We start from the raw sequence: 20,838 nt of genomic DNA on the forward strand, positions 1-20,838 counted from the left end.
AGAGTCTGGCCGCCGCGTACTGGGCAGCCGGGGAGGCCGTGCGCCGGGGCGCGGCGCTGTGTCTGGTGCACGCTCACGAGCGGCGGCCAGGTTCCGCCCCGTACGGGCTTGCGGACGAGCCCCAGCAGATCTGGGCCGAGGAACTGACAGCCCGGACCGCGGACAGCGTGCGTGCCGCGCACCCAGGACTGCAGGTCACCGGCCAGGCGTTGGCAGGCTCGTCGGGCATGACCCTTCTCGACGAAGCCGAGCAGGCCGAGCTGCTGGTCCTAGGTTCCCGCGGACTCGGTGGCACCACGGGGTTTCTGACCGGATCGGTGTCCCAGCGGGTCGTGGCCAGGGCGCCCCGCTCCGTGGTGCTGGTGAGGGTGGGCTGGAGCATTGCCGCCGAGCACTTCTCGGCACCGGACGGTATCTCTCCGGATGAGGTACCCGAGATTCCGTACCGCGATGTCGTACTCGGTCTCGACACCGACCGCCCCTGCGACGAACTGATCGAGTTCGCCTTCGAAGCGGCCAGGCTCCGGGGCGCCTCGCTGCGCGTGATCCACACGTTCAGGCGACCGCCGGACTTCGCGACGATGGACAGCCTCGTTCCCCTGAGCAGCCCGGAGCTCTTCGCCGGACACGAGCAGACCGTGGCCACCGCACTGCGCCCCTGGCGCGAGAAGTTCCACAACGTCTGCACAGCGGAGTTCGTCATACAGGGGAACGCGGCGACGGAGCTGATCAGGGCCTCGGTCGGCGCGTCCCTCGTCGTGATGGGACGCCGGTTGCGCGAGACCCGCCTCGGCACTCACATCGGCCCCGTCACGCAGGCGGCGCTGCATCACGCGCCCTGCCCCGTCGCCGTTGTCCCGCACGCCTGAACAAGCCCGGAGGCTGACAGTGATGAACCGGTACGTGTACCCATTCGTCGAGGGCAGCCGTGACATGGCGGAGATGCCCGGCGGCAAAGGGGCGAACCTCGCGGAGATGACCCGGCTGGGACTGCCCGTCCCCGCCGGCTTCACCATCACCACCCGCGCCTGCCGGGAGTACCTGGCCACCGGCGCGGAACCCAAGGAGCTGGGTGCCCAGGTCGCCCAGTCCCTGGCCGAGTTGGAGCGCCGGGTCGACCGCGAGCTGGGAGGGCGGGACAACCCGCTGCTCCTGTCCGTGCGCTCGGGCAGCAAGTTCTCGATGCCCGGGATGATGGAGACGATCCTCGACATCGGCCTCGGCGACGAATCCGTCCTGGGACTCGCCGAGGCCACCGGCCGCGAGCGCTCCGCATGGGACTCCTACCGGCGTCTCCTCCAGATGTACGGCCGTACGGTCCTGGGCATCGCTCCGGAACTGTTCGACCGGCACGGAACCACCGAAGACCCTGCCCAACTGGTCGAGGAATTCAAGACGGTGATCCTGGACGCGACCGGTGAGAAGTTCCCGCAGGACCCGGTCGAGCAGTTGTACCAGGCAATACTGGCGGTCTTCCGGTCCTGGAACAGTGAGCGTGCCCGTCTCTACCGCAGCCACGAGCGCATCCCCGACGATCTGGGCACCGCCGTCAACATCCAGGTCATGGTCTTCGGTAACCTCGGCCCCGACTCGGGGACCGGAGTCGCCTTCACCCGCGACCCGGTGACCGGCGTCCGCGGCGTCTACGGCGACTACCTTGCCGACGCCCGGGCGAGGACGTCGTCGTCGGCATCCGCAACGCGATACCGCTCGCCGAACTCGACCGCCTCGGCCCGGCCTCGTACCGGCAACTCGTCAACCACGTGGGGGCCCTTGAGCGCCGGTACCGCGACCTGTGCGTCATCGAGTCCACCGTCGAGCGCGGCATGCTCTGGATGCTCCAGACCCGGGTCGGCAAGCCAACCGCCGAGGCCGCGTTCCGCATCGCCGACGTGTTCGTCGACGAGAAGGTGATCAGCGAGGACGAGGCGCTGGCCCGTGTCAGCGGGCCGCAGCTCGTCCGGCTGATGTTCCCCCGTTTCGAAGCCCACACGGACACGAAGCCACTGGCGCACGGCGTCCCCGCCTCCCCCGGTGCGGCCGTCGGCGCGATCGTCTTCGACTCGGCGGAGGCCGTACGCCGTGCCGCGACAGGCGACCGCGTGGTGCTCGTACGCCGCGAGACCACCCCGGACGACCTGCCCGGCATGGTCGCCGCCGAGGCCGTACTCACCAGTCGCGGAGGCAAGACCAGCCACGCGGCCGTGATGGCGCACGCGGCATGAAGACCGGTCGGTCAGGCCCTGAGCTGAGCCTGCGGGTCGACCTGTTTCGGTGGACGGGGACGGGCTCACCGCGAGTCGCCTCCGTCGCACGCGGTGAAGAGCACCCACAGCCCAGATCGCAGGCGCGCGGCAATCGACCGCTCGGGAAGGCCGAGAGCTTGGGAGACGACACCGCAGGTACGGTCCCCGATGAGGTGGAGAGCCAGCTCGACGCGGTCCAGCGGGGAGGAAGCGTTGTCGGGACAACGGCCCCTCTCAGCAGACGAGAAGTCAGGAGCGGACTGTGCGGGTGCGCGACGGGGCGGCCGGACAGCAGGCCCGGGACCTCTCACCTCGCCGAAGGCCACTGGAGAATCGACAGGGTCGGTAAGCACCTCGCGCAGTGCCGCATCGACAACGCCGGGCTCGTCCGTCATGAGGGTGGACAGGCCGTGGATGGCCATGAGGTGCCGATCGCACCAGACGACCACCGAGCGGCGACGTGCGAGAAGCGCTTCCATCTGGGCGTCGACGGGTTTCGATTCCACGGGGCGTGTCCCCTCCGGCGTGGTCATCACCGAGTGCTCCTGCGTCCGCATTCCAAGCACAGGTACGCCTGCCGGAGCCTCTGGGGAGGTTCTGCACTCGGCACCGAGTCGACGCCGGGTTCGATGCCCCCGTAGATCAGGAGGAGGTCGTAGGAACTACGTTGCCTGGCCGTCGGCGAAGCAAACGCGGGCATGGTGCCTCCGTCCGGAAGCGGTCGGCATGGACCGGGCCTGGAAATCGTCTGCCTTCACGAGCGAAGAGGGGCAGAGTATCCGCCCCGATACCTCGGAGAGGGTCATGGAATCCGGGCGCAGTGCCGTGCATCCTTGAATGTGGCCGCGGGCCTGCAGAGATCGCACGCGGACCGGCGGCCGCGGGGACGCATCGGCCGACCGTACTCGGGCCGTCCAGGTGCATCCATCGGCTGGCAGCAGGCGCCTGGGTCCGGGACGTCTGGATCGTCAGCATATCCCCATTCGGACCAGGCACAAAGGGACGAATGCTCTGCGTCGCCCTCGTGGTGATCTGTCCAAGGCCGTCCTTCTGCAGGTCACCGCCACCACGGTACGGATGGAGAAGCTGTCGTGACGTCACCGGAGCCGGAATCCAGCGGGCTCAGATCGGCCCTTCCTCCTCGGAGCGGCCGTGCTGACCCGGACGACATGCTTCGCCGCTCACCCTTGTCCGAACTCCAGGGGAGGAACAACGTCCATGAACCGGTGGCGGCGGCACGACCCCAACGAGCGCTACTGGCTGGAGATCACGAACCGGCAAGACATAGGTGCGAACCTCCTCGCGCCGCAGCGCAACGTCCGGGGCGAGGAACACTGGTCATACTCTCTCGTCCGCGAGGTCCGGCCCGGTGATCTCGTACTGCACTGGGACAGGAACCATGGGCCTGGAGTCGTCGGATACTCCCAGGTCCGAGGAAGGGCGTTCGCCTCAACGTTCGTCTGGCGGAGCCGGGATACACCCTGTCGGCAGCGGGACGCGTCGACCGCAGTGCCGGCTTGGCAGGCGCCGCTCGGAGGGTGCCGGCGGCTCGGGCAACCGCTCACACAGGATCACCTGCGGGCAGTTGAACAGCGCATCCGGGCCGTGCGGATGCACCTCACCGAGGCAGTTCGGGGGCCGCTGTACTTCCCCTTCGCGCTGTCGGACACCCGGCCCCTTCGCGCAGCCCAGGGCTACCTGACCAAGCTCCCGCGCGCCCTGGTCGAAGCTCTTCCAGAGCTGGCGGAGCTGCGTCAAACGGCGGTCGCTGAACCCCACGCCCCAGAGACGCCGGCTCCTCAGTCCTTCGCCTCCCCCGAGCCCACCAGGTCCACCGGGTACGGTCGGCAACGCGACGCCGAACGGCGGCGGGCCGTCGAACGTCACGCCGTCAACCTGGTGCTCGCTCACTACCGGTCCCTCGGCTACGAGGTCGAGGATGTGGGTGATCACTGTCCCTGGGATGTCACCGCGTGCAGGGACGGTACCGAGACGCACATCGAGGTGAAGGGCAGCACGACCGCCCGGGAGGCCGTGGACCTGACGGAGGGCGAGGTCCGCCACGCCGAGGACATGATCACCAGCCTCGTGGTGATAGACCAGATCGTGCTCGACGAGGGCCTTCGTTGTCATGGTGGGCGTTGGCGGATCTGGCCGAACTGGACACCCAATCGCGAAGAGCTCGTTGCCACCGCGTACCGCTCTCCGCTCCCACCGGGCGGGCGGATGGGCCCCCTTGAGTCACCGGACAGCTCACGCTGACGGATTTTTCCGCCTCCCCTGGAAGGCGTCGGACTCTCGCGAGGCCACGGCCGCAGATGTGGGAGAAGGCCAGAGAAAGCGAAGTCCATGAGCAACGGTCCTCCCCGTCGTGCTGGGCAGAGGCCACGAAGGCAGGCCGTCCGTCTGCCGCAGCAACGCCGTCGGGCGAGGGGCCACCCCCGTTCGGAGCCCTATGGTCAGGACGCCTTCAGCAGGCCTGCCCCTCGACCAGATGTCGGCTACTGTCACCGCATGACGGCAGACGCGCGGGCCCCCCGCTTCGGTGTCCTGGCGATCGCCTCGTCGGCGGGCGGCATCCGTGCTCTCGGCACCCTCCTCGGCGCTCTCGACCCCGCCCTCCCGGTGCCGGTGCTCGTCGTGCAACACCTCGACAAAAGGCACCGCACCCTCATCGCGGAGGTGCTCAGCCGTCCGTCCGCACTGCCCGTCAAGCTGGCGGAGCATCATGAACGAATCCAGTCGGGCACCGTGTACGTGGCACCGCCGAACCGGCACCTGCTCGTAGGGCCCACAGGTTTGCTGCGGCTCTCGGAGAGCGAGCCCGTCCACTTCGTGCGTCCGTCGGCGGACCTGCTCTTCGCGGCTGTCTCCTCCGCGTACGGTCCGCGGGCTCTCGCCTGCGTACTGACCGGCACCGGTGTCGACGGCGCGGCGGGGGTCCTGGACGTGAAGCAGCACGGCGGCACGTCCATCGCCCAGGACCCGGAGACCGCGGAGTTCTCCGGGATGCCGCAGGCCGCTGTGGACACGGGGGCGGTCGATCTCGTGCTAAGCCTGGAGGAAATCGCCGGGGCCGTCCAGGGACTGATGGGAACCACGAGGCAGTGATGAACCAGACACCCGGTAGCAGCGACGACGCGGCGAGCACCAAAGCGACGGACGACGCGGGGCTGGAGGAGCTTCTGGAGTTCATCCGGGACGCCCGCGGCTTCGACTTCACCGGCTACAAGCGCTCCACCCTCGGCCGCCGGATCCGCAAGCGCATGGCCGACGTCGACGTCGGCAGCCACGCGGACTACCGCGACCTGCTCGAGATCGACGCGGACGAGTTCCGGACCCTGTTCAACACCATCCTCATCAACGTCACGTCGATGTTCCGCGACCCCGACTCCTGGGCCTTCCTCCAGCGCGAGATCGTCCCCGGCATCGTCGCGGACACCGCACCCGAGGGTGAGATCAGGGTCTGGAGCGCGGGCTGCTCCAGCGGGGAGGAAGCGTTCTCGCTGGCCATCATGTTCGCGGAGGCCCTCGGTCTCAAGGAGTGCCTGCGCCGCGTCAAGATCTATGCCACTGACGTCGACGAAGAGGCCCTGCGGGAGGCGCGTTCCGGGCTGTATGCGGAGAAGGCCCTCGGGCCCTTGTCGACCGAGCTGCGCGACAAGTACTTCGAGCCGCGCGGCGCCAAATTCGTGTTCCGCCCGGACCTGCGCCGCCGGGTCATCTTCGGACGGCACGACATCACCCGGGACGCGCCGATCTCGCGGCTGGATCTGCTGGTCTGCCGCAACACGCTGATGTACTTCAACGTCGAGGCACAGGCCCAGATCGTCGATCGGTTCCACTTCGCACTGCGCGAGGACGCCTGCCTCTTCCTGGGCAAAGCCGAGATGCTGCTGAACGACACGGAACGCTTTGAACCGATCAGCGTGCGACAGCGGCTGTTCAGGCGCCGGGCGGGTGGCAGGCACCTGCCCTATCCCATGGCTCCCGCGCCGCGGCCCAAGGCGGTGACCGGTGCGGACTCGGCTCCTGCCCCGAGCCCGGGCCACCTCAGGGACCTCATCCTCGATGCCGCGCCGAGTGCCGGTGTCGCCCTTGACGCCGAGGGCGTCGTCATCACGATCAACAGCCAGGCACGCGGCCGCTTCGGACTGACCGCTCAGGACGTGGGTCGCCCGTTCCAGGACCTGGAACTCTCCTATCGGCCCTTCGAGCTGCGCTCCCTCATCGACCAGGCGACGTACGAACGTCGCATGCTGCGGGTCAACGGCGTGGAGCGTCATCTCGGCGAAGCGGTGCAGTACTTCGACATCCTCATCCAACCGGTCACCGGCGGCCCCGGACCGCCGGTCGGTACCAGCATCACATTCATCGACGTGACGTCGGCCGTGCAGCTCAAGACCGAAGTCAAGCGTGTTCGTGACGACTTGGAAACGGCCTACGAGGAACTCCAGTCGACCAACGAGGAGCTGGAGACGACCAACGAAGAACTCCATTCGAGCATCGAGGAGTTGGAAACCACCAACGAGGAACTGCAGTCGACCAACGAAGAGCTGGAGACGACCAACGAGGAACTCCAGTCGGGGCATGAAGAGCTCGAGACCATGAACGACGAGATGCGCATGCGTTCCACCGACCTCGACGAGGCCCGGGCGTTCCTGGAAGGGGTGCTGAGTAGCATCGCGGCGGGGGTGGTGGTGCTCTCCACCGATCTGAAGGTCAAGAGCTGGAACAGGGGCGCCGCCGACTTGTGGGGGCTTCGCAGCGAGGAGGTGCTCGGAGAACACTTCTTCGGACTGGACTTCGGCCTGCCCACCACGCCACTCCGCGAGGTCGTCCAGCAGTGCATCGCCTCTGGAGAACAGTCCTCGGCCCTCATACTCGCAGCAGTCAACCGGATCGGCAGGAGCATCAGCTGCTCGGTTGTGTGCTCGCCGTTCGACGGACACAACGGCGGCGTCGTCCTCCTCATGGAAGACGCCGGACAAGAGACCCCCGGATGACGAACGGCTGCCCTACTCTGGGTACATGGCCGCCGACAGTGGGAATCCCAAGTCGCAGAGCCGACGACGGGCAAGCGACGCCTGGCGGCACGCCGGCCTGGCCCAGGAACGCGCAGCACGGGAAGCGCGCTACGCGGAACGGCACGAGAGCCTCGCGGACGGGGCGGGGGGCACGTTCCACGCTTCCATGGCCGCCATGCACCGACGAATCGAGGCGCGCCACCTGACCACCGCCCGCCTGCAGCAGGCGTTCGCCAGACGCCTGACACAGTGGCTGGCCGACTGCGGTGCTCCCCCGTTGTTCATGGGCGATGTCGCCCAGGCCTGCGGTACCGGCAGCGCCGCGCTGACTCTCGTCGGCTCCGACCTGACCCAGCTCGCTGTGGCGGCTTCTGACCGGCCGGCCCGCAGCGCACAGGACCTGGAGTACCTCTTGGGCGTCGGCCCGGCCCGGGAAGCCGCTCGCGACGGAATCCTAGTGTCCGCGTCGGGTCCGACATTGGAACGGCGCTGGCCCGCATACGGAACGGGGCTCTCGGCACTCGGCATCTCCACGGTGTTCGCGGTACCGCTCAAGGCGCCGTCCGGGCACTTGGGCGCCCTGACAGTCTTCGACCCGTGCCCCGGCACCACTGGCGTAGAGGGCTTCTCCGAGATCGCGGAAGCCCTCACCGACACCATCCTGCTGGCCCCCGGCCTGGCCCCGGAGCTCGGAAGAGGTGCCAACGTACGCGCGGTGGTCCACCAGGCGGCCGGCTCACTCGCCGAATGCGGGCGCCTCTCGGTCGCTGACGCACTCGCAATGATCAAGGCACACGCCTTCGCCACCGGTGAGCCACTCGAGTCCGTGGCCCAGCGGATCGTGTCCGGCACTCTCGACATCAGTTAAGAGGCAACCCTCATGCCCCCGTCGGATCAGCGACTCGCCGACGCCTTCGTCGCACTGGCCCAGGTGCTGGACGACTCCTTCGACCTCCCGGTCTTCCTCACGGTTCTCGCGAAACACAGTACGCAAGTGCTCGACGTCCAGGCGGCCGGAGCGGTTCTCGTCATGGACGGCCCGGGCTCTCCCTGTGCATCCGGGTCCGACCCACGCATCGCCCGCTTGGAATCGGCGGGCGTCGAGGCGGAGGAAGGGCCGGGCCACGACTGTCGGCTCAAAGGTTCCCTGACGGAGACCGCACTCGACGCGAGGGCCCGACAGCGCTGGCCCATCTACACCCCCTTGGCCAACGAACTCGGCTTCACCCGTGTCGCCGCGCTCCCCCTGCGGGTGCGCGACGTCTCCTTGGGGGCGCTGGTCCTCCTGCGCACCTCCGGTACGCCGCTGCCGCCGGACGCGCTAGCCCTCGGCAGGTCGCTCGCCGACGCCGCCGCCCTCGCACTGCTCCGGCAACGCGAGCTCAAGGAAAGCCGCATCCTGACAGGACAACTGGAGCGGGCCCTGACCAGCCGCATCATCATCGAACAGGCAAAAGGCGTTCTCGCGAGCCGGCTGCGGCTCACAATGGACGAAGCATTCGCACTTATGCGCACACACGCCCGATCGAACCAGCTGAAACTGGCCGAGGTGGCGCTGGCCGTGATCGAAGGCCGGCTGAGCATCAGCCCGGGAGACCATCCGGTCCGCCCTCGCAAGCGTGACCGGGGCACGCACGCCTGACACCGCGGCTTCAGCTTCGGGCCATACCGCGCGCCGGGCCAGGCGTGGGCGTAGTGGGCTGCTCGCACACCACAGACGCCGTCACCAGCCCGCTCAGACAATCACGGCTCACGCGGCCAGTCAGCTACCCTCTGCCGTCGCGGATGACGGCAAGTAAGGCCCTGCGGGCTGTAGTTGCTCGATCTGGTGATGACGGTGCCCTGGGGAGACAGTTCCGGTACGGGGCGTCGAGTCCGCGGGCTGTCAGTGCCGGCCCCTAGGCGCTGTTGCTCCCAGAACATTGCACTTCGACGGAATCGGAGAGGGCGTCGCCGTCGCGTATGAGCAGCCGAGTCCGGTCGGCCGCTGTCGCGGCGGCCAGGATCATGCCAGTACCCGCGATGGCGTCGGCGTAGCTGATCCGTGAGGAGCACTGGTTCCGCGCCGGAGGCCGGCACCCGGGCCCGGTCTTCGGAGCGAACGTCGCCTTCGCCGGTGCGACCCTCGTCCAGAGCACCTACGGCAAACAGGGCGACCTGGAGCTCGTCTGTACCCTCGGCTCCGGCCAGCTCCAGCACTGGTGGCGACACAGCGGTAGGGGAGTCTGGACCTGCGGTGCCGTCTTCGGCCATGATGTCGCCACGGTGACCGGGCTCGTCGAGGGCAGCTTCGGCTTCAACCTGGAAGTCGTGGTGCTGCGCGCCGACGGCCAACTCCAGCACTACTGGCGCGGCGGCGACGGCTGGCACGAGGGCCCGGTGATCGGCCGCGCCTGAACCCGGCGGACCGCCCCTGGCGAACGGACGAGACAGATGGCCGACGCGGACATCACCCTGGCACCGGGTGAACGCCGGGAGATCCGCCTCCCCGCCCTGGGCGCTGCCGGGTTCACCTGGACCTGGCGGCTGGACGGCGACACCGACTCCGTCGCCCAGGGCCGGCCGCCCGCCGGCGAACTCCATGCCAGCCCGCCGGGGGCGTCCGCCGACATCCTCTTCACGCTCACGGCGCTGCGCCCCGGCCACGCCACGCTCCAACTCGACCACCGCCGCCCCTGGGAGCAGGACACGCCCCCGAAGGAGCGGCGGTGCTACGAGATCACGGTTGAGTCGCCCCGCCTCCAGGCGCAAGGGCACGACCTGCGCGGAAGCAACCCGCCCGGAGGCCGGCGGCACTGCGGTTTCGGGTCAGGCACGGGCCTTCACAACTCCATCAGGGGAGATGAAGCGGTGGGCGGCGGGAAGCTCCCCGTCGGCACCGCACACCAAGATCCGGACCATGCGCGGACCAACTCAGTTCCACGGTGCGCGACTCGGCGCTTTCCCGCAGGTCAGATGCGGACAGGGCCGTGTGCCACCAGCAGACGAAGAAGCTCTTGGCGCCGTGGTCCTATCCACCAGCCTGGGGATGTTCCGCGGCGGGTGAACTCGTAACGATCAACTGTGCGGAGCACTGAGCCCGCTTCCCCGCGGCACCGGGCCAACGCGAATCCGTCGCTGGCCCCCACCACTTCACCGCCGCTGGATTCCCGTTGGATCCGCCCCGGTCCCACGACATACCCGCAGGCAGAACCCCGACCCCCGCGTGCGGCGACAACGTCAAGTCACTGCAAGGGCGTTGACTCCCGTCGGCCCGCCGGGCCGGGCCACTGCTCCCGCCGGTCGTGCGGGAGCAGTTCCGCGTGGGGCGAGGGGTCACAGCCGCTTGAGGCCGAGGAGCTGGAGTCCGGCGAAGCCGCCGACCGTCAAGGCCTGGAGCACGAGCCAGACCGTGCCGAGTCCGGTCGGGCTCAGGGCCCCGGAGACCGTGACCGTCAGGCTGAGGACGACCCAGAGCAGGTTCGCCACGGCGATCGCGGTCAGGGCCGGGCGGCTGATCCGCCGGCGCGTTCCGGCCGCGAGCACGCCCAGGGCGAAGAGGAGCAGGAAGGCGCCGACCGGGTACTGGACCGAGGTCGCGATGCCGAACCAGGAGTCCAGGACCGTGGCGAGGGCCAGGTAGGCGAGGCCGTTGAGGCCGGTGACCGCCGCGTCCAGCTTGAGGGCCAGCCGGGCGAGGCCGTCGGTCCCGGCCGTCCTCGCGGAGGCCGTCGTTCCGTCGAAGCGCGTGGTGGTCGTCATCGTCGTGTTCCTCTCGTACGCACGGGAGTCGGCCGGTCGCGGATGCGCTTCGTTCAGCGGGCCGCGACCGCTCCTGAACGGTAGGCAGGCTCGACGGGGCCCTCAATTACCTCCGGGGTAACGCCGTGGCTCACTGCTGGGCGCCGTAACCCCCAGGTCACAGCCGTTGGTTGGGGTTGGAAGGGCAGTGGGGGAGCCAAGCAGGGAGCCACGGCGGGCCAGTTACGCCCTATCGGGGCGGAAGATCTCGTCCATGGCTTCCGCCCCCTCCGTGATCACGGGGCGGATCTGCTTGCGGTAGACCGTCTCCGTCGTCGCGGTTCCGCTGTGGCCGACCAGTCTGGCAATGACTTCGATCGGCGTCCCGTGATCCGAGAGGAGAGAGACGAAACTCGTCCGGAGCTCTCGGGTCGTCCAGGCCTTCGGCGTCGAAAGGCCGGCACTCTTGAGCAGGGACCGCAGCTCGCGCAGGACGTTCGTCGAACTCCGCTGTGTGCCGTCGGGGTGGCCGAAGACGAGCCGCTCCTGGGACCACTCGATCCCGCTGGCGTCGCACTCTTCCTGCTGGGTCTGGCGATGCCGTGTCAGAACCACAGCCGCATGATGCGGCATGGTCAGCGACCGCTTGCTCTTGCGTGTCTTCGTCTCGCCCTTCTTCCTGACCGACCGCCAGACGTCGACGTAGGGGCGGTCATCCCCCTCGGTGTCGATGTGGACATGCGACCAGGTGAGAGGCCGTTCCTCCTCCGTGCGGACGCCCACGAGCAACGCCAGCACTACATAGGCGTGAATCCAGCTTCCCTGCTTGGTGTGAAGGACGGCGTGCGCCTCTTCCAAGGAAAGGGACTTGCTGGGTCGGCCCTCCTTCCCCTGCGGCAGTTCGACGAACTCGACGACGTTTCGCGACACCTTCCCGTCGCGTTGAGCCAGAGCGATCGACCGGCGGAGAACGGAACGGATCCTTTTCAGAGTCTCGTGGGAGACCTCTTCGGACTTCGCCGTGAGCCACTCGTCGACCTCGTCGGAGGAGAGATCTTGAACCCTGGCTTTCCCTAGGTCAGGGATGACGTGGTTCTTGGCCAAGCTTCGGTACGTCTTGACGCTGGCCTCGTCCCGGCCGCGCAACCCCCGGTCGAGCCAGGTGTTCACGACGGTTTCGACGGTGTTCTTCGCAGAGGATTTGACGCCCTTCTCCAGCTCGCTCCTGAGCTTGCGAAGCTTGCTTCGAACTTCCGTCTTCGTCTTCCCTGATACCTTCGGACGTCGTCGATTCCCGTTCGGTTCGTATCCGAGCGAGATGGCTCCGATGTATCGGTTCTTGGACTTGTCCCAGTAGATCGAGTCCTCACCGTTCGCCGCCTTCTTGCGCGGTGTGGGTTCGCTGTTGGTCAAGGTGTGAGGGCCTCTCGGAAACGGAGGAGGCCGCGCCTGACGGCGCGGCCTCCGGGGTGTCGGGTTGTCAGGCGGCTTCGGCTTCGCGCTTCAGCATCTCGATGTACTCGTCGATGTACTCCGTGGGTACGAGCCGACGTCGGCCGACGCGAACGGTCCGGAGGCGGCCGAGGCGGATCTCCTCCCACGCGGTGGTGCGCTCGAAGCCGAGCATGTAGGCGGCGTCGGGAACGGGGTGCAGCCGCCGTTGGAGCGGCGTGGAGGTGACGGGCTCGGGCGTCGTGGTGGTTGCCATCGGGCTCCTTCAGCTCGGTCCGGGGTGCCAGAACCCCGGAAAGTGCTGACAGAACTGACAGAACCTCGCCATGCGGCCGTTGACCTGAGGGTTTGGCTGTTTCCACCGTCGTGACAAAACCTCAAAAAACTCTGACAGAACCTCCGGGTGGGGGTTCTGTCAGCGAGGGCCGCTGGGCGGGGTCGAGGTTTTGTCAGAGTTTTCGGAGGTTTTGTCAGAGCTCCGAAAGTGGCTGTTTCCGCAGGTCAGGGGTTAGGTCGGGAGGTTCTGTCAGTTCTGTCAGGGGGGTGGGGGGTTTTCAGGCGCCGGGGGTGGTGCGGGGGTGGGTCTCGTAGCGGGGGGAGGGCGGCCGGCCGCCGCGTCCGGTGCGGGGCGGCGGGGGCTGCTGGCGGACCCAGCCGTGTTCCTCCAGGAGGGCGAGCGCGGGGTCGAGGTCGCTCATGGCGGGGAAGTCGCCGCGGGCGAGGCCCCGGAACAGCTCGCGCTTGGTGAAGGTGGTGGTGCGGGTCTCGCGCAGGTGGGTCAGGAGGGTGTGGGCGGTCTCCTGGGCGGGGTCGGCGCCCATGGCGTCGAACACGTCGAGGGCGTGGGTGGTGAAGTAGTCCCCGAGCCGGGTGGCGGCGGCCATGGTCTCGGCGGCGATCGGCCGCGTCCACGCGTCGGCGGGGTGGGCGGCGAGGTGGAGGAGCCCGGCGATGCGGGCGACGGCCCCGTCGCGCTTGCTGGACCACTTGATGATGGGTCGCAGCGATCCGCCCTTGTCCTGGCGGGACTCGGTAACGCGCTGGTAGGCGAGGAGGACGGCGTCGGCCTCGGGCGTGAGGGTGAGCTCGGCGGGCTCGGTCCAGGCCGCGAGGGTCAGGGCGAGGTGCCCGAGCTGCTGGGCGTAGGCAGCGGCCGTGTCGGCGGACAGGAGAGCCGGGGTGAGGTTGCGGCGGCCGACGAGGGACTCGGGCTTGGAGTAGAGGAACCGGGCGAGTAGGCCCCGGCCGTCGGCGCCCTTGATCTGCCCGATGGAGTCAAGGACTTCGGGCTGCACGGCCAGACCCATGGTGATGGCAGGGCGTTCGATGTGCTGGGCGTCTCGGCCCATGCGGTTGACCCGGACCATGTCGCCGGCGTGTCCCTTGAGGAAGATCCCCATGTTCGGGGCGCCGGAGTAGCGTCCGGCGATGATCTCGAAGATCTCGCCCTCGGGGGACAGGATGCCGATGCGGCCGTCCTGCTGGGCGAGAGTGGTGGTCAGGCTCTCGGCGGTGATGTCGTCGGCGACGAGCTGCGGCTCGGCGGGGATGGCGGCCTGATCGGCCGCCTGGGAGAGCGAGACGGCCTCGGCGGTCAGCTCGGCCCGCTTGTCGGCCTCTGCGTTCGCGGCCTTCGCCGCGGCTTTCTCGGCGGCGGCCTTCGTCATCCGGGCGGATGCGGCGGCCTCGGCCCGCTGCGGGGCGGTCAGCTCGACGAGGGCCTTCTCCGCGGCCAGGAGCGGCTGCGTCATGAGGGAGAACACGGCACTCTTGCGGTTGCCCGGCGGCAGGGCGACGGCGGTGTAGAGGTTGACCGGCTCGCGCCACTGGCCTCGGACGTGGACGATGACGCGTCCGCCGGCGGCGGTGCCGAGGACGGCGAGGGCCAGGCATCCGGCGAGGTCGACGGGGGTCTGGGTCTCCTCGGCGACCTCGGCGGCCATCGCGCCGAGCCAGTCGGGCAGCGCGTCCACGGGAAAGGCGGGGAGCTGCCCGCGCGGGTTGAGCGGCACCGGCTCGTCCCAGACGGGCCCGGCGACGTCCTCGGCGGTCATCTCGTCGAATCCGGCCCACAGCTCGGGGTCGTGCGGACTCATGCGGCTTCCTTTCCCTGGGCGAGCAGCGGGCACTGGGTGCGGTGTCGGGCGTGGTCGTCGGCGAGGCGGGCGATCTGCTGATGGCCGAAGGCCTTCAGGTCCCGGCCACAGGAGCACCACGAGTGCGCGGTGGGCACCGCGTTGCCGCCGGGCGCGCCGATGTGGAGCATCGCGAGGACCCTCGGCCCGTCGGCCGGGTGCGGGTCAAAACCAGAAGGGACGCCTTCGGCGACGACCTTTCGGGCGCCCACGGTCTGCCGTGCTACCGGCTGCCCGGCGACGGCCGGCCGGGTGGTGGTGGGACGGCATTCCAAGGGGGAGGGATTCTGGGGGCTCATACCGCCTCCCGGGGCCGGGCCTTGCGGAGGGAGCTGTCCAGGGCGCTGCGGATCGTGGCGCGGCACTCGGCCGCAGTGAGTCCCCGCGACTCCCCCGCCCCTTGGAATGCCTCCTCCACCACGTGCCGGTCGAGGTCGCCCCAGGCGACGAAGCGCCCCACGAGGAACGCGGACCGGTTGAGCGTGTTGTTGGCCTGCTTCGCCGGGGCGGCCCGAACGTTGCGGCACTCCCGCTCCAGCGCCGCACGCGCCGCGCGACTACCACTGACCGCCGGGGCTGCCAGAACGCCACCACGGGGCCGTACGGGCTCCTGACGGGCCGTAAGCGCCTCCAGGAGCCAGGAGGGCAGCGGAAGGACCGGGACGTCGTCCAGGACCGCGTACACCCCGCCAGGGGTGACGCTCCCGGGCGCGACGACGTACCCACCCCACGCGCGCGTGTCCACCAACTGCCCAAGAAATCCTGCGGAGTTGCCGAGCCGGACGCCGTCCAGGGCGGCGAAGTAGAGGTGCTCGCCACCGGACGCGGTTCCTGCTCGGAAGGTCACCGGACGCGGCTGGCTGGCGCGCTCGCAGAGGGCCGCGAACACCTCCGCACCGCTGGGGCTGGCGGCTTCCTCCTTGGGCACGTCGAGGTCGACGACGACGAGCCCCGACGGGCCCGTGGCCAGACCGATGTTGAACGGGCCCTGCTCCCAGGCGCGGACGATCCGGTCGCGGTCCGTGGTGGCCCGGTCCTCCCACTTCACGTGCCCGCCCGAGCATGCCCCGGTGCGGGGGCAGCGGCTCTCGCCGTGCAGGGCGGGCCGCTTCGTGCCCGGGCGGAGCGGGAAGACGTGCCAGCCGCGCTCGGCGGCCTGGAGGGCGGCGGCCAGGGGCGGCGGGGGGCCGCCTGCTCGCCGAATCGGGGATCGATAGGTCATGCTGGGTGTCTCCAGTTCTGTAGAAGGTGCTGGCAGGCGAGGGCGGCCCCGGACTTTGGCGAGACGGGGGCCGCCCTCGGCGTAGCTACTGGTCGGTGGTCTCGCGGGCGTACTGCTGGCGGACGTAGTGGCGCGGGTGGCAGATCACGGCCGCGTCGTCGAAGTCCATGAGCCGCCGGGCGGCCCGGTCGGCGTCCTCGGTGGCGTCGCTGATGGGCGGGGCCTTGTCGTCGCCGAGGGCGATGCGGTCGAGGAGGGCGGCCTTGCGGAGCCAGAACTCGCGGCTCGTCTCGGTGCCGAACGGCCTGTCGGCGGCGGTGCGGGCGACCCAGCCGATCTCCCGGATGATGCTCGGGGCGGTGGCGTAAGCCTGCTGCGGCGTCGGCCACTCCTGCGTGACGGCGGGGCGGTGGTCGGCGGACAGGTAGACGCGGGTGCGGTCGCCGTCGCGGGTGGCCACACGGTGGGCGGAGCAGGTGGTGAAGGCGTTGCCGAGGGTGTCGAGGACACGGTCGGTGTCGTCGGGGTCGCAGATGACGCGGATCTCGAACACGGTGGGCTCCTCAGAGGGTGGACAGGGCGTCGATGACGCTGTGGGCGAGCTGGTTGATGGGGGTAGCGGCGCCGGTGGAGGCGAGGAAGAAGCCGAACCCGGCGGCGATGAGGGCGCTGCCGTAGCCGAGGTTTCCGGCGCGGAGGAGGAAGTACAGGACGAGGCCGAAGAGGGCGACGAGCGAGACGGTTACGGCCACGGCGGATCTCCTTCTGGTGGTCGTGTGCGGTCAGTGGTCCGTACGGGCGAGCAGGGCTCGGAGGGCGGCTTCGGCCTGCTGGGGCACGACGCCGTTTCCGAGGGCCTTGAGCTGCTGGGTGCGGGTCAGTTCGGGGACGTCGGTGACGTGGCCAGCGGGCAAACCCATGAGCCATTCGACGAACGCGGGGCTCAGGCGACGTCGAGCGTCAGTTGCCCCGGGAGCGGGCCGTCCGAGGACGGTTTCCCAGCGGGCGACGGCGGGGGCGAAGCGGCCCCAACGCTCCGAGCCGCGTCCGTCAAGGTTTCCCCATGCCCCCACGCCGGATTCGCGCCGCTGCTGCTCTTCGCGTACGTCGCGGTCGGTGTCGGCAGGAGCCGCACTACCGCCGAGGGGAGCGCCAGGTCGCCCTTCGAGCCGCGCTGGTTCGGGCCGCCCTTCTCCCCGTCCGGCGCTCGCGGTGTGGGCAGGAGCGTCACCGTGTGCCGCAGGTTCATCCCGCCCCGGCCCGCGTGGCCCGGGCCGGTCGCCTCCGACGCGGTCGGCGTCGGCAGCAGCGCCACCACGTTCGGCAAGGCGTCCTCGAAGCCCTTCCCTCGACAGTCGCGGGCCCTCGGGGTCGGCAGGCCGGGCGAGGAGGAAGAGGCGGCGGCGGTCGTGGGCAGCGCCGACCTCCGACGCGCGTACAACGCACCACTCCGCATCGAACCCGAGGCGGGCAAGGTCGGCGAGGACGTCGGCAAACCCAAGTCGAAGGTGATTTGCGACGTTCTCAAAGACCGCGACGCGCGGTCGTAGAACGCGAAGGGCGTGCGCGATCGACGGCCAGATGTGCCGCTCATCGGCGGTTCCTTTCCGCTTGCCAGCGAGGGAGAACGGCTGGCAGGGGTAGCCGCCGCACAGGACGTCGACCGGCTCGACGTCGGCCCAGTCGACGGCGGTGAGGTCGCCCAGGTTCGGCACCTCGGGATGGTGGTGGGCCAGGATCCGGGACGCGCCCGGGTCGACGTCGGAGACCCAGGCGAGCGAACCGCCGAAGACGGATCGGACTGCCATGTCCAGCCCTCCGTAACCGGTGCACAGCGACCCGATCCGCAGTCCGCCGGTCACGAGCGGTCCGCCTGACGCGCGTGGGTGGCGGCGGTGCGGACGAGGGCGAGCACCTCGGTGCGGGTGCGGCCGGTGGCGTCGTTCCAGCGGTGATAGGGCTCGGTGATCCCGCGTGCGGCGAGAGCGGTCTGGAGGTGGTGGGCGGCGGTGCGGGCGGTGGTCTCGTCGCCGTAGCCGAGGCGGAACAGCACGGCCTGGGCGCCGAGGATGCAGCGGCGTCCCGAGGTCGAGCGCAGGGAGCCGCGGTGCCAGCCGTAGCGCTCGATGACCAGGGCGGTGAGCTCTAGGTGCTCGGCGACGCTGATCCGCCGTCCGCCGCCGTGGAGCTGCCGGAGGAGGGGGAAGTTCAGCACCCAGTCGGGCAGGATCCGCAGCGCGCGGGCCGGGACCGTGAGGACCGGCGCGGTCGCCGCCGGGGCGGGGGCGCCGAGGGCTTCGGCGATGAGCTCGGCGGTGGTCTTGGTGACGAGCGGGTGGGCGGTCGTGCGGACGCGGGCGAGGAGGTACTGCTCGATCTCGCGGACCAGGAGCGCCGCCTCATCGGCGAGCTCCGAGCCGGAGACAGCGGGGGCGGTGAGGGTCTGGACGGCCACGGTGCCTGACTCCTTATGTACCGGTATGGACTAGGACGGCGACCCGGACAGAGCCCGGACGGCTCCGCGTTTGCGCAGGTCAGAGAGTTGGGCGACTCGGACGGATCTGGGCCCGACCCGGACGCGGGTGTCCGGGTCGGGGGGTCCGGCGTCCGGGTCGGGGCCCGGTCCGCCGGGGGGTATTCCGGGCAATCCGGGCACTCGTCCGGGTCGTGTCCGGGTCTAGATCAGGCGGTGAGTCCGAATCGGCCGGTGGCGGCGGCCTCGACGCGGGCCAGCGGGTAGCCGGTGACGCGCGAACCCTTCGGGCCCCACGGCCGCTTGGCCTTCTCCTCGTCCGTACGCACGATCAGGGCACCGAGCTTCTCGGCGGTGGCCGGGTGGCCGGCGGTCTTGAGCTCGTCGACGAGGAGCTGGCCGGGCAGCCACTCGGCCGGACCGTCCTCGTCGACGTGGGCGGCGAAGGTGTCGAGGACGGCGGCCAGGAGCAGCGCGTCGTCATCGCCCTGGGCGCGGAGCTGGTCGACGAGCGGGACCGGCCCGTTGGGCAGCGTCCCGGCCTTGCGGCGCCACTCGGTCGCACGGGCCAGGAGCGTTTCGACCTGCTCGTCGGTGTAGTAGTCGGCGCGGACCATGGTCGGGTTGGTGCCCTCCGCCCACAGCAGGCCGGCGCCCCGCATCTCGGACTGAATCGTCTTCGCCGAGTAGCCAGACGCGGCGGCGCCCTTGCCGAGGATCGTGTCCGAGGCCTCGGGGGTGGTGCAGCGCAGCGCCCACCGGATGGAGAGCAGGTCGCGCAGCGAGGTGTCGACGACATCGGAGCCGGGCTTCTGGGTGGCGCAGAAGGTGATGATCCCGGCCGCCCGGCCACGGGAGACGAGGTTGCGGAGCTTACGGGTGATCTTCTTCCCGTACTCGTCGTCGGTCGTGTAGAGCATCAGCTCGTCGACCCACAGCAGGAGCTGCCGCAGCTCGGGGTACTTGTTGGCGAGCTCCTCGGTGACCTTGCGCTTGCCGAGCTTCTTCAGCAGCGCATACCGGGCCTTCATGACGTCCAGGAGCTCATCAAGCATCGCGTTGAACGCTTCGGGATCGGCGTCGCCCTCGTAGCGCTCACAGAGGTGCTCGAACGGCTCCAGGTCGCCGCCGCCCTTGCCGTCCGCGAGCCAGAGGATGACCCGCGGGTCGAGCGCGGCGGCGAGCAGGATCGTGTTGCCCGAGGCCGACTTGCCCGCGCCCGGCTCGCCGCCGATCAGGCCGGAGCGCTCCACCACGGAGATGGACTGGTGGATCCCCCGGACGTCGGGGCCGATGCTGATGCGCCCCCAGAAGTCCGCGGCCGACTCTAGCGCGAGGAGCGGCCCCGGCGCAGCCTTGTCGGTGAACGGCAGGTCACGCGAGACGTAGAGCTCGATCCGCCCGGCGCGACCGCGCTTGGCGACGGACACCTGCGCCTCTTCCACCCCGAACGCGGCGGCGAGCTCGTCGGTGGCGCGGATGGCCTTCTTCGCCGGGACACCGGGCGGCAGGTCGAGCACGGCCGTCCACGCGCCCCGGGTGTCGAGCATCGGCATCTGCACGACACCGAGGGACTCCTCGGCCCCGATGACCTTCGCCGCGCGGAAGGACTGGTCGAGCATGGGGGCGGTCATCCGGTCACCGTCGCCGAGCGAACGCCAGTCGCTCGTCCAGTCGGCCTCCTCGTCGTACGGCTTGCGCCCGACGAATGCACCACCGGCGAAGGTGGACAGAAGACCGGCGGCCAGGCCGAGACCGCCACCCATGGCGTATCCGCTGCTGATCGCGGTGAGCGGCGGCCCGTAGACGACGCCGGCGCGGAGGTTGCGGGCGCGGTTGCGGTCCTTCTTCGCCTTCTTGTGCAGCAGCACCGCTTCCTCGGCGGCCTTCGTCGCCTTCTCCGCAGACTTCATCGCCAGCTCCTTCTTGGAGCCGAGGATGCGCGGGGTGAAGCGGGCGTGGCGGGCGGCGAGTCGGGCCTCGCGGGTCAGGACGTGGGCGGTGTGGGCGGCGGACTGCACCCGGACACCCTCGAAGCCGACGACCCACTCGTGCGAGCGCCGGACGCCGCGGCCGAACTGGCGGACGTGACCCTTCTGGGTGGGCTGGCGGCGCACCCAGCGCCGGAAGTCCCGGCGGCGGGCCCGGGCGAAGACCCCGGCCCACGCGGCCCAGCCCTCGGCCGAGTGCATCCACGCGGGAATCAGCGGGCGGTCGTCGAAGTCGTCCAGGTCGACGGTCTTCTCGACGACCGTCCCGGCGACCGGGGTCGAGGTCTTCTCCAGGATGACGCGGGCGGTGTCGAGGACGATCGTCCGGTCGTCCGGGCCGACGGCCGGCGCGACGGTCGGCATCGGCGGAACAACGGGGGCGGGGTCGCTGTCGTCGGGCATGTCCGACCAGTCGTCGTCCGCCGGGGCCGGAGCGGGGACGGTGGGGCGGAGGAAGGTGACGGTCGCGATCGTCGGCTCGGCCGACGTGGGCAGGGTGGAGGGGGTGTGCGGTTCGGCGTGGTTCTCGGTCATGCTTGCGGTGCCTCCTGGTGAGGTAGCGGGGCCCGGCC

General features: G+C 69.9%; 20 protein-coding genes and 2 pseudogenes. 10 read left to right on the plus strand and 12 right to left on the minus strand.

The window, feature by feature from the left end; genetic code table 11:
- Positions 1-38 precede the first annotated feature (38 nt).
- From ACZ56L_RS10985 to ACZ56L_RS11025, 9 genes and pseudogenes are all read left to right on the plus strand, one after another.
- Positions 39-869: a universal stress protein gene (locus ACZ56L_RS10985; RefSeq protein ID WP_471063246.1), complete on the plus strand. Its 831-nt coding sequence runs from the start codon at positions 39-41 to the stop codon at positions 867-869.
- 22 nt (positions 870-891) lie between these two features.
- Positions 892-2,213 (plus strand): annotated as a pseudogene (locus ACZ56L_RS10990) (PEP/pyruvate-binding domain-containing protein); the annotation flags it as partial.
- A 1,251-nt stretch (positions 2,214-3,464) separates the two neighbouring features.
- Positions 3,465-4,508, plus strand: coding sequence for a protein NO VEIN domain-containing protein (locus ACZ56L_RS10995; RefSeq protein WP_471063248.1), 1,044 nt, complete (start codon positions 3,465-3,467; stop codon positions 4,506-4,508).
- A 252-nt stretch (positions 4,509-4,760) separates the two neighbouring features.
- Entirely contained in the window at positions 4,761-5,357 is a 597-nt protein-coding gene (locus ACZ56L_RS11000) for a chemotaxis protein CheB (protein WP_471063250.1), read from the plus strand.
- A complete protein-coding gene (locus ACZ56L_RS11005) occupies positions 5,357-7,252 on the plus strand; it encodes a CheR family methyltransferase (RefSeq protein ID WP_471063252.1) in 1,896 nt (631 codons plus the stop codon). Before ACZ56L_RS11000 ends, ACZ56L_RS11005 begins: the two co-directional genes overlap by 1 nt.
- 25 nt (positions 7,253-7,277) lie before the next feature.
- Positions 7,278-8,141, plus strand: coding sequence for an ANTAR domain-containing protein (locus ACZ56L_RS11010; protein ID WP_471063254.1), 864 nt, complete (start codon positions 7,278-7,280; stop codon positions 8,139-8,141).
- A gap of 12 nt (positions 8,142-8,153) precedes the next feature.
- Entirely contained in the window at positions 8,154-8,915 is a 762-nt protein-coding gene (locus ACZ56L_RS11015) for an ANTAR domain-containing response regulator (RefSeq protein WP_471063256.1), read from the plus strand.
- Positions 8,916-9,538: 623 nt separating this feature from the next.
- Positions 9,539-9,670, plus strand: coding sequence for a hypothetical protein (locus tag ACZ56L_RS11020; protein WP_471063258.1), 132 nt, complete (start codon positions 9,539-9,541; stop codon positions 9,668-9,670).
- A gap of 36 nt (positions 9,671-9,706) precedes the next feature.
- Positions 9,707-10,327 (plus strand): protease inhibitor I42 family protein, encoded by a 621-nt coding sequence (locus ACZ56L_RS11025; protein ID WP_471063260.1) that lies wholly within the window; start codon positions 9,707-9,709, stop codon positions 10,325-10,327.
- 261 nt (positions 10,328-10,588) lie between these two features.
- Here the strand turns inward: ACZ56L_RS11025 and ACZ56L_RS11030 are convergent, their stop codons facing one another.
- From ACZ56L_RS11030 to ACZ56L_RS11070, 9 genes are all read right to left on the minus strand, one after another.
- Positions 10,589-11,014 (minus strand): hypothetical protein, encoded by a 426-nt coding sequence (locus tag ACZ56L_RS11030; protein WP_345227879.1) that lies wholly within the window; start codon positions 11,012-11,014, stop codon positions 10,589-10,591.
- A gap of 222 nt (positions 11,015-11,236) precedes the next feature.
- Positions 11,237-12,406 carry a site-specific integrase gene (locus ACZ56L_RS11035; RefSeq protein ID WP_471063262.1) on the minus strand — a complete coding sequence of 390 codons (1,170 nt, stop codon included), beginning with the start codon at positions 12,404-12,406 and terminating at the stop codon, positions 11,237-11,239.
- A 67-nt stretch (positions 12,407-12,473) separates the two neighbouring features.
- Positions 12,474-12,701, minus strand: a complete 228-nt coding sequence (locus tag ACZ56L_RS11040) for a helix-turn-helix domain-containing protein (protein ID WP_471063264.1) — start codon at positions 12,699-12,701, stop codon at positions 12,474-12,476.
- Between the two features lie 298 nt (positions 12,702-12,999).
- Entirely contained in the window at positions 13,000-14,541 is a 1,542-nt protein-coding gene (locus ACZ56L_RS11045) for a YfjI family protein (protein WP_471063266.1), read from the minus strand.
- The gene (locus tag ACZ56L_RS11050; RefSeq protein WP_471063268.1) at positions 14,538-14,879 is read right to left on the minus strand and encodes a hypothetical protein; all 342 of its coding nucleotides are present in this window, start codon (positions 14,877-14,879) and stop codon (positions 14,538-14,540) included. Before ACZ56L_RS11050 ends, ACZ56L_RS11045 begins: the two co-directional genes overlap by 4 nt.
- Positions 14,876-15,802 carry a bifunctional DNA primase/polymerase gene (locus ACZ56L_RS11055; RefSeq protein ID WP_471063269.1) on the minus strand — a complete coding sequence of 309 codons (927 nt, stop codon included), beginning with the start codon at positions 15,800-15,802 and terminating at the stop codon, positions 14,876-14,878. The genes ACZ56L_RS11050 and ACZ56L_RS11055 overlap by 4 nt, the downstream gene beginning before the upstream one ends.
- Positions 15,803-15,887: 85 nt before the next feature.
- Positions 15,888-16,355 carry a hypothetical protein gene (locus tag ACZ56L_RS11060; RefSeq protein WP_471063271.1) on the minus strand — a complete coding sequence of 156 codons (468 nt, stop codon included), beginning with the start codon at positions 16,353-16,355 and terminating at the stop codon, positions 15,888-15,890.
- Positions 16,356-16,365: 10 nt separating this feature from the next.
- Positions 16,366-16,554 carry a hypothetical protein gene (locus tag ACZ56L_RS11065; protein ID WP_471063273.1) on the minus strand — a complete coding sequence of 63 codons (189 nt, stop codon included), beginning with the start codon at positions 16,552-16,554 and terminating at the stop codon, positions 16,366-16,368.
- Between the two features lie 30 nt (positions 16,555-16,584).
- On the minus strand, positions 16,585-16,722 hold the full coding sequence (locus ACZ56L_RS11070) for a hypothetical protein (protein ID WP_471063865.1): 138 nt from the start codon (positions 16,720-16,722) through the stop codon (positions 16,585-16,587).
- A 312-nt stretch (positions 16,723-17,034) separates the two neighbouring features.
- On the opposite strand from ACZ56L_RS11070, the gene ACZ56L_RS11075 reads away from it, so the two are divergent.
- On the plus strand, positions 17,035-17,352 hold the full coding sequence (locus ACZ56L_RS11075; RefSeq protein ID WP_471063867.1) for a hypothetical protein: 318 nt from the start codon (positions 17,035-17,037) through the stop codon (positions 17,350-17,352).
- On the opposite strand, the pseudogene ACZ56L_RS11080 reads toward ACZ56L_RS11075, so the two are convergent.
- From ACZ56L_RS11080 to ACZ56L_RS11090, 3 genes and pseudogenes are all read right to left on the minus strand, one after another.
- A pseudogene (locus ACZ56L_RS11080) lies at positions 17,245-17,610 on the minus strand (DNA cytosine methyltransferase); the annotation flags it as partial. The gene ACZ56L_RS11075 and the pseudogene ACZ56L_RS11080 overlap by 108 nt on opposite strands.
- A 50-nt stretch (positions 17,611-17,660) precedes the next feature.
- Positions 17,661-18,257 carry a DUF6197 family protein gene (locus tag ACZ56L_RS11085; protein ID WP_471063275.1) on the minus strand — a complete coding sequence of 199 codons (597 nt, stop codon included), beginning with the start codon at positions 18,255-18,257 and terminating at the stop codon, positions 17,661-17,663.
- A gap of 227 nt (positions 18,258-18,484) precedes the next feature.
- On the minus strand, positions 18,485-20,800 hold the full coding sequence (locus ACZ56L_RS11090; protein WP_471063277.1) for an FtsK/SpoIIIE domain-containing protein: 2,316 nt from the start codon (positions 20,798-20,800) through the stop codon (positions 18,485-18,487).
- Positions 20,801-20,838 lie beyond the last annotated feature (38 nt).

It is taken from the genome of Streptomyces sp. NPDC039736 (assembly GCF_055596485.1).